The organism is Pseudomonas sp. NUPR-001 (assembly GCF_052147955.1).
Lineage (GTDB): Bacteria > Pseudomonadota > Gammaproteobacteria > Pseudomonadales > Pseudomonadaceae > Aquipseudomonas.
Window position 1 is genome coordinate 3,303,538 of the sequence record NZ_CP197353.1, and the last position, 17,249, is coordinate 3,320,786.

Here is a 17,249-nt window from a genome sequence, read left to right on the forward strand (position 1 = left end):
GGTCCGATGAATTTTTCCAAGTTCTTTATTACCCGGCCGATTTTCGCTGCCGTGTTATCGCTGCTGATCCTGATTGCCGGCAGCATCTCGCTGTTCCAGCTGCCGATCAGCGAATACCCTGAAGTCGTGCCGCCGACCGTGGTGGTGCGCGCCAACTTCCCCGGTGCCAACCCCAAGGTGATCGGTGAAACCGTGGCCGCGCCCCTGGAGCAGGCCATCACCGGCGTCGAGAACATGCTGTACATGTCCTCGCAATCGACTGCCGACGGCAAGCTGACCCTGACCATCACCTTTGCCCTGGGCACCGACCTGGACAACGCCCAGGTGCAGGTGCAAAACCGGGTAACCCGCACGCAGCCCAAGCTGCCTGAGGAAGTGACCCGCATCGGTATCACCGTCGACAAGGCCTCGCCCGACCTGACCATGGTTGTGCACCTGACCTCGCCAGACAACCGATACGACATGCTCTACCTGTCGAACTACGCCATCCTCAACATCAAGGATGAGCTGGCACGCCTGGGCGGTGTCGGCGATGTGCAACTGTTCGGCATGGGCGACTACTCGCTGCGGGTCTGGCTTGATCCGAACAAGACCGCTTCGCGCAACCTCACCGCCAGCGATGTGGTTGCCGCCATTCGCGAACAGAACCGCCAGGTGGCCGCAGGTCAGCTGGGGGCACCACCGGCGCCGGGCAGCACCAGTTTTCAACTGTCGGTCAACACTCAAGGGCGTCTGGTCACTGAAGAAGAGTTCGAGAACATCATCATTCGCTCCGGCGCCAATGGTGAAATCACCCGCCTCAAAGACATCGCCCGGATTGAACTGGGTTCCAGCCAGTACGCCCTGCGCTCGCTGCTGAACAACCAGCCGGCCGTCGCCATCCCGATTTTCCAGCGCCCAGGCTCTAACGCCATCGAGATCTCCGATGAAGTGCGCTCGAAAATGGCTGAGCTGAAGAAAGACTTCCCGCAAGGAATGGACTACAGCATCGTCTACGACCCAACCGTGTTCGTCCGTGGCTCCATTGAAGCGGTGGTCCACACCCTGTTCGAAGCCCTGGTGCTGGTGGTACTGGTGGTGATCCTGTTCTTGCAGACCTGGCGCGCCTCGATCATTCCACTGGTGGCCGTACCGGTTTCGCTGATCGGTACCTTTGCGGTCATGCACCTGTTCGGCTTCTCGCTCAATGCGCTGTCGCTGTTCGGCCTGGTGCTGGCCATCGGTATCGTGGTGGACGACGCCATCGTCGTGGTGGAAAACGTTGAACGTAACATCGGCCTGGGCCTCAAGCCGCTGGAAGCCACGCAAAAGGCCATGGGTGAAGTCACCGGCCCGATCATCGCCACCGCCCTGGTACTGTGCGCAGTGTTTGTGCCGGCGGCGTTCATTTCCGGGCTCACCGGGCAGTTCTACAAGCAATTTGCCCTGACCATTGCGATTTCCACAGTGATCTCGGCGTTCAACTCGCTGACCTTGTCGCCCGCATTGGCTGCCGTGTTGCTGCAGGAACACCACGCGCCGAAAGACCGCTTCTCGCGTGTGCTGGAACGCCTGTTCGGCGGCTGGTTGTTTGGCCCCTTCAACCGCTTCTTTGATCGCGCCAGCCACAGCTACGTCGGCACCGTTGGCCGGGTCATCCGCAGCAGTGGTATCGCCCTGTTCGTCTATGCCGGCCTGATTGGCATGACCTGGCTGGGCTTCTCGTCCACTCCGACCGGCTTCGTCCCGGCCCAGGACAAGCAGTACCTGGTGGCCTTTGCCCAACTGCCAGACGCCGCCAGCCTTGACCGCACCGAAGCGGTGATCAAGAAGATGAGCGAGATCGCCCTCAAGCAACCCGGCGTTGCCGACTCTGTGGCGTTCCCGGGGCTGTCGATCAACGGTTTCACCAACAGCCCGAACAGCGGCATTGTGTTCACCCCGCTCAAGCCCTTTGATGAGCGCAAAGACCCAAGCCAGTCGGCTGAAGCCATCGCCGCCGCGCTGAACGCCCAGTTTGCTGACATTGAAGACGCCTACATCGCGATTTTCCCACCGCCGCCGGTTCAGGGGCTGGGGACCATCGGTGGTTTCCGTCTGCAAATTGAGGACCGTGGCAACCTGGGCTACGAGGCGCTGTACAAGGAAACCCAGAACATCATCGCCAAAAGCCACAACGTGCCGGAACTGGCCGGGCTGTTCACCAGCTATCAGGTCAACGTCCCGCAAGTGGATGCCGCGATTGACCGGGAAAAAGCCAAGACCCACGGCGTGGCCATCAGCGACATCTTCGATACCCTGCAGATCTACCTGGGCTCGCTGTATGCCAACGACTTCAACCGCTTTGGCCGCACCTATCAGGTCAACGTCCAGGCTGAACAACAGTTCCGTCTTGAAGCTGAACAGATTGGCCAGCTCAAAGTGCGCAACAATCAGGGCGAAATGATTCCGCTGGCTACCTTCATCAACGTCAGCGAAACCTCCGGGCCTGACCGGGTCATGCATTACAACGGTTTCATCACTGCAGAAATCAACGGTAATGCGGCCCCCGGCTACAGTTCTGGCCAGGCGGAAAAGGCCATCGAGAAACTGCTCAAGGAAGAATTGCCCAACGGCATGACCTTTGAGTGGACCGAGCTGACCTACCAGCAGATTCTTGCCGGTAACACCGCGCTGTTCGTCTTCCCGCTGTGCGTGCTGCTGGCCTTCCTGGTACTGGCCGCCCAGTACGAAAGCTGGAGCTTGCCACTGGCGGTGATCCTGATCGTACCGATGACTCTGCTCTCGGCAATCACCGGGGTGATTCTGTCGGGCGGTGACAACAACATCTTCACCCAGATCGGCTTGATCGTACTGGTGGGGCTGGCGTGCAAAAACGCCATCCTGATCGTCGAATTTGCCAAAGACAAACAGGCTGAAGGGCTCAACCCGCTGGCCGCCGTACTGGAAGCCTGCCGTCTGCGTCTGCGGCCGATCCTGATGACCTCGATTGCCTTCATCATGGGCGTGGTGCCACTGGTGTTCTCCTCCGGTGCCGGTGCCGAAATGCGCCATGCCATGGGTGTGGCGGTGTTCTCCGGAATGATCGGGGTGACCTTCTTCGGCTTGCTGCTGACGCCGGTGTTCTTTGTCTTGATCCGTCGCTATGTCGAGCGCCAACAGGCCCGCAAGGCCGAGCGTGCACTGAAGCTGGAGAGCCATGCATGAACCGTTTGAAACAATGGGCACCCAGCCTGCTGGTGCTGGCCTTGTCCGCCTGCGCGGTGGGGCCGGATTACCAGGCCCCGGACACTGCGGCTGCGCAACTGAGCGCCGCCAACGACCCGGCAGCCAAGGGCACGTTTGACCGCAGCCACTTTGAAAGCATCTGGTGGAAGCAGTTCGACGACCCGATCCTCAACCAACTGGTCAGCCAGTCGCTGCAAGGCAACCGCGAGTTGCGCGTGGCCTTCGCCCGCCTCAAGGCCGCGCGGGCAATCCGCGACGACGTCAGCAATGATGCCCTGCCGACGGTTACCAGTCGGGTCAGCAGTGACCTTGGCAAAGGACAGATCCCGGGGCAGACCGAAGACCGGGTCAACAGCGAGCGTTACGACCTGGGCCTGGACATGGCCTGGGAGCTGGACTTGTTCGGGCGCATCCAGCGCCAACTGGAAGCCAGCGAGGCGCAGCAGGACCAGGCCCAGGCCGACCTGCAACAACTGCAGGTCAGCCTGATTGCCGAACTGGTCGATGCCTACGGCCAGCTGCGAGGTGCGCAGTTGCGCGAGAAGATCGCCCTGGCCAACCTCAAGACCCAACAGGACTCGCGGGGTATCACCGAAACCCTGCGTGATGCCGGGGTCGGCAATGACCTTGATGTGGTGCGCGCCGACGCGCGCCTGGCGCAGGTAGAAGCCACGGTGCCGCAGTTGCAAGCCGAACAGGTGCGGGCGCGCAATCGCATCGCCACCTTGCTCGGCCAACGTCCCGATGCCTTGAGCGTTGACCTGTCACCTGCGCAACTGCCGGCCATTGCCAAGGCCCTGCCGGTGGGCGACCCGGGCGAACTGCTCAAGCGCCGCCCGGACATCCGCAGTGCCGAACGGCAACTGGCCGCCGCCACCGCCAACATTGGCGTGGCGACCGCTGATCTGTTCCCGCGGGTCAGCCTCAGCGGTTTCCTTGGCTTTACCGCAGCGCGTGGCTCGCAGCTGGGTTCATCGGCGGCGCAAGCCTGGGCCCTGGGCCCGAGCATCACCTGGGCAGCGTTCGATCTGGGCAGCGTCCGTGCGCGTCTGCGCGGTGCCAATGCCGATGCCGAAGGCGCCCTGGCCACCTATGAACAGCAAGTGCTGCTAGCGCTGGAAGAGTCGGAAAACGCCTTCAGTGACTACAGCAAGCGTCAACAACGCCTGCTGGCACTGCTGCGCCAAAGCGAAGCCAGTCGCAAGGCGGCAGAGCTGGCTTCGGTTCGCTATCGCGAAGGAACCGTGGACTATCTGGTGCTGCTCGACGCCGAACGCGAACGCCTGAGCGCCGAGGACGCTCAGGCCCAGGGTGAAGTCGACTTGTACCGGGGTATCGTTGCCATCTACAAAGCGCTGGGTGGCGGCTGGCAAGCCTGACGTGCTGTTGTAGGAGCGGGCTTGCCCCGCGATAGCGGTCCAACTGTCACACCGCATCGCGGGGCAAGCCCGCTCCCACCGGTAGGGCCAGCACAGCCACCACACTGATGGATAAGCCCACATTCGCACACACAAAGCCAATCTCCCCCGCCAAAAAAACGCCGCGACCTCATCAGGGTCGCGGCGTTCCTCTTAATTGCACTGCATTACGGCAGATACCGGGCTTTATATACGGTCAGCATTTGACGCAAGACCCTCGCCTGTCCCAAGCTGATACTCTTGCCTGCCGTATGCCCCGGATCCACCCATGTCGAAACAACGCCAATTCACCCTTATCAGCCTGACCCTGCTAATCATTCTGGGCCTTGGCGGGTACTTTTGGCGCGATGACAGCCCGGCACCGACACCGGCACTCAAACACTCTTACTCCAAGGCACTGGCCATGGCCCATAACGGTCAGCCGGGTGCCGCCAGGGTGCTGTATCAGCAACTGGCACGCACTGATCTTTCCGCCATTCGCCGTGCCAGCCTGTACGAAGAACTGCCTAACTACCCCTCGCCACTAGCCTTGAAACTGGCCAGCGCTGACCTGCAGCACGCCGATCCGCTGGTGCGCCGGGCAGCAATCAGCGCTATTGCGGCGATGTTGCCCGACGCCCAGCGCAGCCTGGTACTCGGCCCGCTGCTCGAGGATGAAGAACAGCGTGTGCGCTTTGCCGTGGTCGATGCCTTGCTGGGACTGCGCCCCGACGATATCGGTCTGTACTTCGGCCCGTTCCAGCACACGCTGGAGCAGTATCAACAAGCGCTGGCACAACAAACCGACGACCTCGCGGCGCAACTGCACCTGGCCCAGCTGTACCTGCACGAGAACAGCCTAAAGGAAGCCGCTGAAGCCGTTGAAACGGTCTTGAAGCTGGACCCGGACAACCTTGAAGCCCTGGCCGTGCAGGTGCAGATACTGGAACGCCAGGGCCAGACCGACGCCTCGCGTCAGGTTCTGGCCACCGCCCTGCAGCAACGCCCGGACTCTGCGTTCCTGCAGCATGAACTGGGGCGCTGGCTGTTGCGCCACGATCAGGACGAATACGCACTGCTGGCGTTCGCCCGGGCTCTGGAGCTTGAGCCGGACAACAACGAATACCGCTACACCCTGGCAACCAGCCTGCATCAGCTGGAGCAAGTGGAACCGGCGCAAAAACAGCTGGAAGCGCTGCTCTCACGCGATCCGGCCAACCGCAAGGCGCGGGTATTGCTGATCGAGTACTGGAAAGAAACCGGGCAGATGCAGAACGTGCAAGTGCTGCTGGCTCAGCTTGAGCAGCTCAACCCCGACGATCCTCTGGTGCAGCAAGGGCTGTAGCGCTCTGCTGACCGTTGGGCACAAGGCATGAACCTGCGCCTCGATGCCGTGGTCCAGTGATAGTGCAGCAACAGTAACCGCCTCTGGCGAACACTGCCTGCCCTACCACAGGAGACTCCAGGTGAGCGACTCGTCACACGCCCGACAGCGCGACACGGCCACGCACCAGGCACAACCGGCAGACGCCCTGGCCAAAGCCGCTACGGTATCCCATCTACGTATTCTGACGGTCAACGCTCACAAGGGCTTCAGCCCGCTAAACCGCCACTATGTGCTGCCCGAACTGCGCGAAGCAGTGCGCAGTGAAGACGCTGATCTGGTGTTCCTTCAGGAAGTGCTCGGCAACCACCGCCGTCACGGTGCACGTCACCGCAACTGGTCGGATGTGCCTCAGTATGAGTTTCTTGCCGACAGCCTCTGGCCAGTGTTCGCCTACGGCCGCAATGCGGTGTACCCCGATGGTGAGCACGGCAACGCGCTGCTGTCCAAGTACCCGATCGTGCGTTACGACAACCTCGATATCAGTGTCAAAGGCCGCGAACAGCGCGGCCTGCTGCATTCAGTGTTGGCACTGCCGCATGCGCAGGAGCTGCATGCCATCTGCGTTCATCTGGGCTTGGACGAGCGCCAGCGTCAGCAGCAGATTCAGCTGCTATGTGCAGTGCTCGACAGCCTGCCTGATACCGCACCGGTTGTTGTCGCTGGCGACTTCAATGACTGGCGCCAGCGCGCAGATGCGCAATTAGAGCAGTGCGGGCTGCACGAGGTATTCAGCCGGGCCTATGGCCGCCCGGCGCGAAGCTTTCCGGCGCGCTGGCCGCTGCTGTGCCTGGACCGCATTTACCTGCGCAACGCTCAGGCCCACGCCCCCAAAGTCATGTCACGCAGGCCCTGGACGCATTTGTCCGACCACTTGCCGTTGACCGTGGAGGTGCGGCTGTGAACGCGCAATGGCGGGCCGACAATCAGGTGCAGTTGCTGATCAACGGCGAGGCGTATTTCCCCAGCGTTTTCGCCGCTATCGAACAGGCGCGCGAAGAGATTCTTCTGGAAACCTTCATCATTTACGAAGACAAGGTCGGTCGCCAGCTGCAGCAACTGTTGATCAGTGCCGCACAGCGTGGCGTGCGCGTGGAAATGCTGGTGGATGGCTATGGCACCGCTGACCTCAGCGCCAACTACATCAAGGCACTCAGTGACGCTGGCGTGCATCTGCAAGCCTTCGACCCGAGCCCCAAACGCCTGGGCATGCGCACCAATCTGTTTCGCCGCTTGCACCGCAAGATTCTGGTAGTGGATGGCGAAATCGGTTTTGTCGGTGGCATCAACTTCAGCGCCGACCATCTGAATGACTTCGGCCCGATGGCCAAACAGGACTACGCCGTGCACGTGCGCGGGCCGATCGTCACTGACCTGCGCAACGCTACCCTGGCACTCCTTGAGCAATGTACCCGGCTGCAACAACGCAGCCGCCGCTGGTGGCAGCGGGCATTGCCACTGGCAGCCGACAGCGATCAGGCCAGCATGATCCTGTGCATTCGCGACAACCAGGACCACCCCAACGACATCGAACGCCATTACCTCAAGGCGCTGGACGCGGCCCGTGAACGCATCACCATTGCCAATGCCTATTTCTTTCCGGGCTATCGCCTGCTGCGCACCCTGCGCAATGCCGCGCGCCGTGGCGTCAAAGTGACCCTGGTGCTGCAAGGCAGGCCGGACATGCCGTGGGTACGTCTGTGTTCACGCTTGCTCTACAACTACCTGCTGCGCGACGGCGTGCGCATCTTCGAATACTGCGAACGGCCGCTGCACGGCAAGGTCGCCTTGGTTGACCATCACTGGTCAACCGTGGGCTCAAGCAACCTCGACCCCTTGAGCCTGGCGCTGAACCTTGAAGCCAATCTGGTGATTCACGATGTGTCGTTCAACGCATGCCTGCATGAGCACCTTCAGGCGCTTTGCGTACAGCGCTGCAAGCCGGTAAGCCTGCAACGCGCGCTGCGTGGCCACTGGTGGCGCGCACCGCTGATTTTTCTGACCTTTCACTTCATTCGTCACTTCCCGGCCATGGTTGGCTGGCTACCGGCACACATACCGCGCCTGCAACCGTTGCTCCGCGAACAGCAACCAACCGGCAAGGCCACATGAACGCGCACGACGGACACTGGCATCGAGCCAGACAGTTGCTCACCCTGGGGTTCTTCGTTCTGGTACCGGTGCTGTTGTACAGCTTGCTGAAGGACCTGGACTGGCAAGAGCTTCGCCATGCATTGACCGCCTATCGCTGGCAAACGCTGGCGCTGGCCGCCCTGATCAGCGCCTGCAGCTTTGCACTATTCAGCAGCTTCGACCTGATCGGCCGACGCTACAGCGGACATCACTTGCCTGCGACTCAGGTACTCCCACTTGCCTTCGTATGCTACGCCTTCAACCTCAACCTGAGCGCCTGGGTCGGTGCCATTGCCCTGCGCTATCGCCTTTACAGCCGCCTTGGCCTGCCGGTGGCAACCATCACAAAGATTCTCAGCCTGGGCCTGCTGACCAACTGGACCGGCTACCTTTGCCTGGCAGGCACCTTGTTCCTTTGTGGATTGCCGCACCTACCGCCAGGCCTTGAGATGGGTAGCAGCGGGTTGCACCTGATCGGCTTGCTGCTGGTGTTGATGGTGCTGGGTTATCTGCTGGCCTGCCGCTTCGCCCGGCGCCGGGCCTGGCAACTGCGCCAGCATGAAATCACCCTACCCAGTTTGCCCATGGCAACACTGCAGCTACTGATGGGGGCCAGTAACTGGGCACTGATGGCGTTGGTGGTCTATACCCTGCTTCCGGACAAGGTCGGTTACCCGACGATACTGGCCGTGTTGATGATCAGCAGCATCGCCGGGGTCATCACCCACATACCGGCGGGCGTGGGTGTGCTGGAAACCGTGTTTCTCACCTTGCTCCACGGCCATTACAGCCAAGGTACGCTGTTAGCGGCGCTGATCGGCTATCGAACGGTGTATTTTCTCATGCCGTTGCTGGTCGCCGGTGTGGTCTATCTGCTGCTGGAGCGCCTGGCCAGTCAGCGCAGCGGTGCTGCGTCCAGTCACTCCTGACCGATGTCTTCGTTCCACAGTTCCGGCCGTGCGGCAATGAAATCGTTCATCATGCTGACACAGGCGGCATTGTGCTGAACCTCAAGTGCCACACCGCGCGACTTGAGCAACGCTTCTTCGCCCATAAAGGTCTGGTTTTCACCGACGATCACCCGCTTGATCCCGTACAGCAGAATCGCCCCACTGCACATCGCACAAGGGGACAAGGTGGTGTACAGCGTCGACTCGGCGTAAGTCCTCGCAGGCTGGCGGCCGGCATTTTCCAGCGCGTCCATCTCGCCATGCAAAATAGCGCTGCCTTGCTGCACCCGCCGGTTGTGCCCGCGCCCGATAATCTGCCCACGGTGCACCAGCACCGAACCAATTGGAATGCCCCCTTCACTCAGGCCCTTACGCGCCTCGTCGATGGCGGCCTGCATGAACTCATCCGTATGCGTTGTGCTACTGCTCATAGGGCGTTTGACTCCGATGTCAGCTTCAAGGTTACGACAAGGCTAGCACAGCGCTCGACGGCAATGGCAACCCGGCCAGGCACAACTATGCTGTAGGGGTTTACCTTGGCGATCCGGACAGGCCGGGTTCGCCCCATCAAGGGAGCCTGATGATGAGCAAGAAGATGCTGGTGGTGCTGACCAATACGGCCAAATACCCGACACTCAAGCGCGCCACCGGGCTTTGGCTGGGTGAGGCGGTGCATTTCGTCAATAAAGTTCAGGAAGCGGGCTACACCGTCGACTACGTCAGTCCAACGGGGGGCTATGTACCCATCGACCCCCACAGCCTGAGCATGGCCCAAGACATCGACTGGCAATGGTACAACGACAAGGCCTTCATGAATCGCCTAGGCACCACTTTCAGCCCGGGACAGGTCAAGGCTCAAGACTACGTCGCGATCTATTATGCTGGCGGACACGGCGTGATCTGGGATTTCCCTGACAATGCCGGCCTGCAAGACCTGGCTCGCCGTATTTTCGAAGCCGGTGGCGTTGTCGCCTCGGTGTGCCACGGCGCCGTCGGGCTGCTCAATATCAAGCTCAGCGACAACACCCTGCTGGTCAAGGACCGAGAAGTCACCGGTTTCTCCAACGTCGAAGAACAGCTGGCCGAACTGGACAAGGTCGTGCCGTACCTGACCGAGAACGAGCTTGGAGCCCGGGGTGGGCTGTACCTTAAAGCAGAGAATCCTTGGGAAGCCTTTGCTGTCGCCGATCAGAAAGAAGGCCGTTTGGTCACTGGCCAGAACCCCGCCTCCGGAGCCGCGGTTGCCGAACTGGTCATCAAGGCCCTGTCTACGGGCAAGCGCGCTTGACCTTGCCATCACGCTGAAGGGTACTACAACGGCTGAAAATAGCGCCTACAGGCGCCTAAGATCCAGTTCTCTATGCTGATCCTCCGTTCAGCATAGAGGCATCCCTACATGGTCCCACACTCCCACGCCGGGCGTAGCCTGATCGAGTTTCTGGTTACGCTTCTGATCGGAATGGCGCCGATCGCCTGCGGCCTGTTTGTACTGACGTTGCAAGTCGACCGTAAGCAAGAAGAAACCATTGACGTGACCGCACGCGAAGCCGTGTACATCATCGACAGGGTGATCGAGACCCTGCAAACCACTGGCACACAGGCCATGCGGCTGACCGGCCAGGCGTGCGACTCAATTTTGCCGCACCTGCGCGAAGAGGCGGTCAGGCAGCCAAACGTACGCTCGCTGGCGCTGGAGAAAGAAGGTCGAATCTACTGCAGCACCCTGTATGGCAGCACCGATATCTCGATCGACCCCAGTAGCTACGTCAATGGACGCCTGCGCATCTTTACCGGCGACCGTGCGACCCCTGGTTCTGCGATCTTGTTGTACCGGATGCAAGCAAGTGGCTATGCCACAGTCACCTCGGCAAACTTGCGTGCCCTGCAGGCCGAACTGCTGGGTTTTCAGAACGCTGTAGTGTTGAGCCTGGACTTTGGCGGGCATCACGTTTGGGCCACCGGCAACGGCGAGCGTTATCAAATACCCGATCACGCCGAAAACACGACGCAACTTACCTCGCAGCGATATGGCTATACGGTCACTGCGGGCTATCCCGCCGGTGAATCCTGGGATGTCATCAAGCAGTCGATGAAGGCCGTCATGCCCTCTCTGCTGTTGGTTGGAATCATGACCTCTGCCGCCGCCTATTGGGGGTTGTTCAGGAGAAACAAACCTCGCGCTCATCCGCGACCAGAAACACTTCGCTGAGATGCCTGGTAGGATTGGCCTGAGGGCTGCGGGCTTATCCAATTGCTGTGGTGGCACCATTGGCCCCTTCCGCCCTTACGGCGGCCTACTTTGCTCTTGGGCAAAGTAGGCAAAGCCGCTGGCTCCTGCATCTGGCCCTACGCTGCGCTTCGGGTTCCTTCCTTCCGGCATTGCTCCCGCGAGGACTGCCCGTCACCTCACTACGCAAAACCTCCACTCAGCCTCCTGAAGTCGCAAACTGTGTCGCCTGATCCACCGCAGAGGTGCCTTTAGGGCTTGACCCGGTAGGAGCGGGCTTGCCCCGCGATCTGGCGCGATACAGCAAATCGCGGGGCAAGCCCGCTCCCACCGGCAGGGCCGGATGCAGGGGCCAGTGGTGCCACCACAGCAAATGGATAAGCCCGCAGCCCTCGAAGCCAAAGCCAAAGCCAACCCGTCCCCCGACAATCCGTGAAGCACCAAAAAAAAGGCCACTGAGGAAACCCTCAATGGCCTTTTGCCGACTGCTGAACAGAATTACTCGACGTTCAGCACACCACGGCGCACCTGGTCACGTTCAATCGATTCGAACAGGGCCTTGAAGTTACCCTCGCCGAAGCCATCGTCACCCTTGCGCTGGATGAATTCGAAGAACACCGGCCCCATCAGGGTTTCCGAGAAGATCTGCAGCAGCAGACGCTTGTCGCCCGGCTGCGAAGAACCATCCAGCAGAATACCGCGCGCCTGCAGTTCGCCCACCGGCTCACCGTGGCCAGGCAAGCGACCTTCAAGCATCTCGTAGTAGGTTTCTGGCGGCGCGGTCATAAAGCGCATGCCCAGCTTCTTCAAGGCATCCCAGCTCTGCAGCAGGTCATCGCTGAGGAAGGCCACGTGCTGGATGCCTTCACCGTTGAACTGCATCAGGAACTCTTCGATCTGCCCGGCGCCCTTGGACGACTCTTCGTTCAACGGGATACGGATCATGCCATCGGGTGCAGTCATGGCCTTGGAGGTCAGGCCGGTGTACTCACCCTTGATGTCGAAGTAACGGATTTCGCGGAAGTTGAACAGCTTCTCGTAGAACGCCGCCCAATAGGCCATGCGCCCACGGTAAACGTTGTGCGTCAGGTGATCGATGATCTTCAGGCCGGCACCGACCGGGTGGCGGTCTACGCCTTCAATGAAGTTGAAGTCGATGTCATAGATCGAGCTGCCTTCTTCGAAACGGTCGATCAGGTACAGCGGCGCGCCACCGATACCCTTGATCGCCGGCAAGCGCAGTTCCATCGGGCCGGTCTCGATTTCCACTGGCTGAGCACCCAGTTCCAGGGCGCGGGCGTACGCCTCATGGGCATTGCGCACACGGAAGGCCATACCGCAGACCGAAGGGCCGTGTTCGGCAGCAAAGTAGGAGGCGATGCTTTTCGGTTCGTTGTTCAAAATCAGGTTGATGCCACCCTGGCGATACAGGTGCACATCTTTGGAGCGGTGGGTTGCCACCTTGGTGAAACCCATGATCTGGAAAATCGGTTCCAGGGCGCCTGGGGTTGGCGATGCGAATTCGATGAATTCGAAGCCCATCAGGCCCATCGGGTTTTCAAAAATGTCGGCCATGTTCATTACCTCATCATCAAAGCGCTAAAAACAGAAATTACTTGCTATCGATGTCGAGCGAAGATGGCGGCGCGCAGGAGATGCCCCTCACACTGCGTGCGAGGTAGTCACCATAAATCAGCTTGAACCCATGACACTTCATATGGACCCATTCTCGGCGGGTTGATTCTTCAATGGCGAAGAACCTTATTATTGTATGCGTAAGGTGATTCTACAGTGCGTAATAGATTTTGTCGCACTTTAAGTTCAAGCACGATCCCGACGTACGGCTATCCTCTGCACAGTGTGGTTCTTTCAGGTTAGTCGCTATGCCCTTCTCGGTAAAACGCAGGCCCACGCGTCTGTGGCGTACAGTCTTGCCCTGGCTGGTAGGCGCCTTGCCTATGGCGTTTGGCTTGTTGATCATGCACTGGCAAGCCGAGCGCGAGCTGCAAAGCCGCAGCGAGGCCAGTACACGGCAAGTGGTCGCGCAGATCGAGCACATCCTCGACAACATCTCCGACGCCGCCAAAGCACTGCTGCCAATCGCCGGGCAACCCTGTTCCGAGCAATCACTTGCGCTGCGCGAGCAGGTGGTTCGCCATGCCTATGTACGCTCTACCAACCTTGAATACCGCGGCGAGCTGTATTGCAGCTCACTGTTCGGTGACTACAGCGAGCCCGTCAACAGCAGCGACTACTACCACGGCCAGCTCTGGCTGATGGACGGTAATTCGGTAACCCCGGGCCATCCGTTGCTGGTGTACCGCACGTCTGCCAGCGATCGCGGTGCTATCAGCACTGCCGACGGTGAACATCTGGTTGGCGCGCTGCACCTGCTCGACGACGATACCCGGCTGATTCTGCAAGTCGGCCCGAACTGGATGAACCAGCGTGGTGAGGTTCACAAAGGCCCCAAACCTGAACCGCAAGTGGCCCTCAACGAGCTCAGCTCCTTGCGCTACCCCTTTTCGATCCACGGTGGATACGACCAGGGCAAGGTCGGCAAGCTGATGCGCAGCGAGTACCCGGCCTTGTTCGGCTTGCTGATTCTGCTCGGCGCCATGGCTGCCGTTACCTGCTACTGGCAACTGCGCCGGGCCAGTTCGCCGCGCGTCGAACTGCAGCGCGCCCTTGAGGCCGACGAGTTCGTGCCCTACTTCCAGCCGGTGGTGCGCAAGGGCGACTATCAATGGGCCGGTGTCGAGGTGCTGATGCGCTGGCAGCATCCACGCGAAGGTCTGGTCAGCCCGGACCTGTTCATTCCCTATGCCGAACATAGCGGCCAGATCGTGCCCATGACGCGTCAGCTCATGGAGCGTACTGCCCACGTACTGGCACCCTGCGTCGAACATATGGACAACGGCTTTCATATCGCCATCAACATTACTGCCGACCATTGCCAGGACCTGGCGTTGCTGGACGACTGCCGGGCATTTCTGGCGGCCTTTCCAGCCAATCGGGTAAAACTGACCCTGGAGCTGACCGAACGCAAACTCATCTCTCCCAGCGCGCTGACCCACTCGTTGTTCGCCGGGCTGCATGAACTGGGCGTGCTGATTGCCCTGGACGATTTCGGTACCGGGCAATCCAGTTTGGCGTACCTGCGCCAGTTTCAGGTGGACTACCTGAAGATCGACCAGAGCTTTGTCGCTATGATTGGCGGTGACGCCCTGTCCTTGCACATTCTCGACAGCATCATCGAGCTATCGAGCAAGCTGGGCCTGGGCATCGTTGCCGAAGGGGTCGAGACTGAAGCCCAACGTGACTATCTGGCTCGGCACAACGTCGATTTCCAGCAAGGCTACCTGTTCGCCCGGCCGATGTCGGCTGAGGCGTTTGTCGAGGCGCTGCAGGTACAAGGTCTGACGTCGGCACCTGATCAACCGGCGCTGATCAACAGTGGCTGAGCGCCGTTCTTTTTCCTGCTATAGAGGCCCTCGTGTCCAAAGGCATCATTTCATCGGTCACAGCGTCCTGCCTGTTTGCCGTCATGTATTTCTACACCTCGCTGCTGACCCCGCTGGACGGTGAAGAAGTGTTCGGTTGGCGCACCCTGCTGACCCTGCCCTGCCTGACCCTGTTCATGCTGCTGAGCAAAGACTGGCCACTGGTGACCGGCTTGCTCAAGCGCATTCGGCAAACACCGGTGTTGTTGCTGGGACAGATCGGCACCTCATCGTTGCTGGGTGTGCAACTCTGGCTGTTTCTCTGGGCGCCGTTGCACGGCCGTAGCCTGGAAGTGTCGCTGGGCTATTTCCTGTTGCCGCTGGCCATGGTGCTGACCGGCCGTGTGGTTTACGGCGAGCGCCTGTCACGCCTGCAGACCATTGCCGTGGCCTGTGCGGCGACCGGCGTCGGGCACGAGCTGTATCAGCACGGCAGCTTTGCCTGGGAGACCCTGGTGGTCACCATCGGCTACCCGCTGTACTTCGTGCTGCGGCGTAAATGTCGCACCGATCACCTGGGCGGCCTGTGGGCCGACATGTGCCTGCTGCTGCCCGCTGCGCTGTACTTTGTCATCCAGGGCCCATTGAGCGCCCAGGACCTGGTCGAACACCCGGCCCTGTACGCGTTGATTCCAATCTTGGGGGTGATCAGCGCACTGGCGCTGATCTGCTATGTGCTGGCAAGCCGCCAGTTGGCCTTCAGTCTGTTCGGCTTGCTCAGCTATGTGGAGCCGGTGTTGCTGGTGGCCGTGGCCCTGCTACTGGGCGAGACCATCGGCCCCGACCAGTGGCTGACCTACCTGCCGATCTGGCTGGCGGTGCTGGTGCTGATCCTTGAGGGCATCAAGCACCTGCTGCGCCATCAACGGCGCTCGGTGTAAGGCGCACTTCGCGCACGCGACGCTCCTCCACCGCGACCACCGTCATTCTCCAGTTGTTCCAGACCAGGCTGTCACCGACCACAGGCAGCCGGTCAAGCAGGCTCATCACCAGGCCCGCGAGGGTCTGGTAATCCTCGGTGGGTTTGGCGGCAAAGCCTGTGCGCGCCTGAATCTGGCTCAGGTTCAAGGCACCACTGACGACGAAGCCGTCAGCGTCCTCGATAATTCCAGGCCCCTCCACCTCACTGGCATCGGGCAACTCACCGGCAATCGACTCAAGGATGTCGGTCATGGTCAGGACACCGGTGAAATCACCGAATTCGTTGACCACAAAGGCAATGTGCGTCGACTCGTTGCGCATCTGTTCCAAGGCGTTGAGGATGCTGAAACTCTCCAGCAAATTCAGCGGTGCGCGCACCAGGCTTTCGAGGTCGGGTTCGTTGCCGGCCAACAGTTCCTTGAGCAGTTCCTTCTTGTGTACGAAGCCCAGCGGTTCTTCGATGCGACCATGACGGATCAGTGGCAAACGCGAATACGACGAGTGCATCAACGTTGTGCGAATGGCTTCAGGCGACTGCGCCAGGTCGATCGCGTCAACCTTGGCGCGCACCGTCATCAGCGTTTTGATCGGGCGTTCGGCAAGGTTCAGTACGCCACTGATCATCACCCGCTCACGCCGGTCGAACAGCACCTGCTCTTCACCACCTTCGACCAGATCGGCAATTTCCTCACCGACCTCGTCGGCCTCGATACGCCGCCCACCGAGCAGACGCATCACCGCATGGGCGGTACGCTCACGCAACGGCCGATGCTGCTGCAGGCTGCGCTTGCGACGAGCACGGGCGACCTGGTTGAACAGCTCGACCAGAATCGAGAAGCCGATGGCCGCATACAAGTAGCCTTTCGGAATATGGAAGCCCAGGCCTTCGGCGGTAAGGCTGAAACCGATCATCATCAAGAAGCCCAGACACAGCATGATCACGGTCGGGTGGCTGTTGACGAAGCGAGTCAGCGGTTTGCTGGCGACGATCATGATACCGATGGAGAAAATCACCGCGATCATCATCACCGACAAGTGCTCGACCATACCCACGGCAGTAATCACCGCATCCAGCGAAAACACCGCATCGAGCACCACGATCTGCGCCACGATCGGCCAGAACGCCGCATGGCGGGTGCTGCCGTTGCTCTGGGCGACATGGCCTTCAAGGCGTTCGTGCAACTCCATGGTGGCCTTGAACAACAGGAACACACCACCGAAGAGCATGATCAGGTCGCGGCCGGAGAAACTCTTGCCCAATACCTCGATCAACGGCGCGGTGAGCGTCACCATCCACGAGATACTGGCCAGCAGGCCCAAACGCATGATCAACGCCAGGGACAAACCGATTACCCGCGCGCGGTCGCGCTGATGAGGCGGTAGTTTGTCGGCAAGGATCGCGATGAACACCAGGTTGTCGATACCCAGTACCAGCTCAAGAACAATCAGCGTGGCAAGGCCCAGCCAGGCCGTAGGGTCGGCTAGCCATTCCATGGGCGAGTACTCACAGGGGCGAACAACGGGGAA

General features: G+C 60.4%; 13 protein-coding genes. 10 read left to right on the plus strand and 3 right to left on the minus strand.

Going from position 1 to position 17,249, the window contains the following annotated elements; all coding sequences use genetic code 11:
- Window positions 1-6 precede the first annotated feature (6 nt).
- From ACP6KB_RS14730 to ACP6KB_RS14755, 6 genes are all read left to right on the plus strand, one after another.
- Window positions 7-3,186: an efflux RND transporter permease subunit gene (locus tag ACP6KB_RS14730; protein ID WP_442107646.1), complete on the plus strand. Its 3,180-nt coding sequence runs from the start codon at window positions 7-9 to the stop codon at window positions 3,184-3,186.
- Window positions 3,183-4,586 carry an efflux transporter outer membrane subunit gene (locus tag ACP6KB_RS14735; RefSeq protein WP_442107648.1) on the plus strand — a complete coding sequence of 468 codons (1,404 nt, stop codon included), beginning with the start codon at window positions 3,183-3,185 and terminating at the stop codon, window positions 4,584-4,586. The genes ACP6KB_RS14730 and ACP6KB_RS14735 overlap by 4 nt, the downstream gene beginning before the upstream one ends.
- A 307-nt stretch (window positions 4,587-4,893) precedes the next feature.
- Window positions 4,894-5,949 (plus strand): tetratricopeptide repeat protein, encoded by a 1,056-nt coding sequence (locus tag ACP6KB_RS14740; protein WP_442107650.1) that lies wholly within the window; start codon window positions 4,894-4,896, stop codon window positions 5,947-5,949.
- A gap of 121 nt (window positions 5,950-6,070) precedes the next feature.
- Window positions 6,071-6,892: an endonuclease/exonuclease/phosphatase family protein gene (locus ACP6KB_RS14745; RefSeq protein WP_442107652.1), complete on the plus strand. Its 822-nt coding sequence runs from the start codon at window positions 6,071-6,073 to the stop codon at window positions 6,890-6,892.
- A complete protein-coding gene (clsB, locus tag ACP6KB_RS14750) occupies window positions 6,889-8,100 on the plus strand; it encodes a cardiolipin synthase ClsB (protein ID WP_442107654.1) in 1,212 nt (403 codons plus the stop codon). The genes ACP6KB_RS14745 and clsB overlap by 4 nt, the downstream gene beginning before the upstream one ends.
- Window positions 8,097-9,050 carry a lysylphosphatidylglycerol synthase transmembrane domain-containing protein gene (locus ACP6KB_RS14755; RefSeq protein WP_442107656.1) on the plus strand — a complete coding sequence of 318 codons (954 nt, stop codon included), beginning with the start codon at window positions 8,097-8,099 and terminating at the stop codon, window positions 9,048-9,050. Before clsB ends, ACP6KB_RS14755 begins: the two co-directional genes overlap by 4 nt.
- On the opposite strand, the gene ACP6KB_RS14760 is transcribed toward ACP6KB_RS14755, so the two are convergent.
- The gene (locus tag ACP6KB_RS14760) at window positions 9,041-9,502 is read right to left on the minus strand and encodes a nucleoside deaminase (RefSeq protein ID WP_442107658.1); all 462 of its coding nucleotides are present in this window, start codon (window positions 9,500-9,502) and stop codon (window positions 9,041-9,043) included. The genes ACP6KB_RS14755 and ACP6KB_RS14760 overlap by 10 nt on opposite strands.
- Before the next feature lie 152 nt (window positions 9,503-9,654).
- Between ACP6KB_RS14760 and ACP6KB_RS14765 the strand changes: the two genes are divergently transcribed.
- Together ACP6KB_RS14765 and ACP6KB_RS14770 are read left to right on the plus strand one after the other, a co-directional pair.
- Window positions 9,655-10,359 carry a type 1 glutamine amidotransferase domain-containing protein gene (locus ACP6KB_RS14765; protein WP_442107660.1) on the plus strand — a complete coding sequence of 235 codons (705 nt, stop codon included), beginning with the start codon at window positions 9,655-9,657 and terminating at the stop codon, window positions 10,357-10,359.
- Window positions 10,360-10,530: 171 nt separating this feature from the next.
- Complete coding sequence (locus tag ACP6KB_RS14770; protein ID WP_442107662.1) at window positions 10,531-11,280, plus strand: CSS-motif domain-containing protein; 750 nt, start codon at window positions 10,531-10,533, stop codon at window positions 11,278-11,280.
- A gap of 516 nt (window positions 11,281-11,796) precedes the next feature.
- On the opposite strand, the gene hppD is transcribed toward ACP6KB_RS14770, so the two are convergent.
- The gene (gene hppD, locus ACP6KB_RS14775; protein WP_442107664.1) at window positions 11,797-12,873 is read right to left on the minus strand and encodes a 4-hydroxyphenylpyruvate dioxygenase; all 1,077 of its coding nucleotides are present in this window, start codon (window positions 12,871-12,873) and stop codon (window positions 11,797-11,799) included.
- Between the two features lie 308 nt (window positions 12,874-13,181).
- On the opposite strand from hppD, the gene ACP6KB_RS14780 reads away from it, so the two are divergent.
- Entirely contained in the window at window positions 13,182-14,762 is a 1,581-nt protein-coding gene (locus ACP6KB_RS14780; protein ID WP_442107666.1) for an EAL domain-containing protein, read from the plus strand.
- 32 nt (window positions 14,763-14,794) lie between these two features.
- Entirely contained in the window at window positions 14,795-15,682 is an 888-nt protein-coding gene (gene rarD, locus ACP6KB_RS14785) for an EamA family transporter RarD (RefSeq protein WP_442107668.1), read from the plus strand.
- Here rarD and ACP6KB_RS14790 read toward each other — a convergent pair.
- Complete coding sequence (locus tag ACP6KB_RS14790) at window positions 15,645-17,216, minus strand: TerC family protein (protein ID WP_442107670.1); 1,572 nt, start codon at window positions 17,214-17,216, stop codon at window positions 15,645-15,647. The two genes, rarD and ACP6KB_RS14790, sit on opposite strands and share 38 nt — an antisense overlap.
- Window positions 17,217-17,249 lie beyond the last annotated feature (33 nt).

Bases quoted from the DNA above. Each gene is read 5' to 3' on its own strand.
- ACP6KB_RS14730 (WP_442107646.1), top strand. From the start codon at position 7: ATGAATTTTTCCAAGTTCTTTATTACCCGGCCGATTTTCGCTGCCGTG.
- ACP6KB_RS14780 (WP_442107666.1), top strand. From the start codon at position 13,182: ATGCCCTTCTCGGTAAAACGCAGGCCCACGCGTCTGTGGCGTACAGTC.
- hppD (WP_442107664.1), bottom strand. From the start codon at position 12,873: ATGGCCGACATTTTTGAAAACCCGATGGGCCTGATGGGCTTCGAATTC.
- ACP6KB_RS14760 (WP_442107658.1), bottom strand. From the start codon at position 9,502: ATGAGCAGTAGCACAACGCATACGGATGAGTTCATGCAGGCCGCCATC.
- ACP6KB_RS14740 (WP_442107650.1), top strand. From the start codon at position 4,894: ATGTCGAAACAACGCCAATTCACCCTTATCAGCCTGACCCTGCTAATC.
- ACP6KB_RS14765 (WP_442107660.1), top strand. From the start codon at position 9,655: ATGAGCAAGAAGATGCTGGTGGTGCTGACCAATACGGCCAAATACCCG.
- ACP6KB_RS14755 (WP_442107656.1), top strand. From the start codon at position 8,097: ATGAACGCGCACGACGGACACTGGCATCGAGCCAGACAGTTGCTCACC.
- ACP6KB_RS14735 (WP_442107648.1), top strand. From the start codon at position 3,183: ATGAACCGTTTGAAACAATGGGCACCCAGCCTGCTGGTGCTGGCCTTG.
- ACP6KB_RS14770 (WP_442107662.1), top strand. From the start codon at position 10,531: ATGGCGCCGATCGCCTGCGGCCTGTTTGTACTGACGTTGCAAGTCGAC.
- ACP6KB_RS14790 (WP_442107670.1), bottom strand. From the start codon at position 17,216: ATGGAATGGCTAGCCGACCCTACGGCCTGGCTGGGCCTTGCCACGCTG.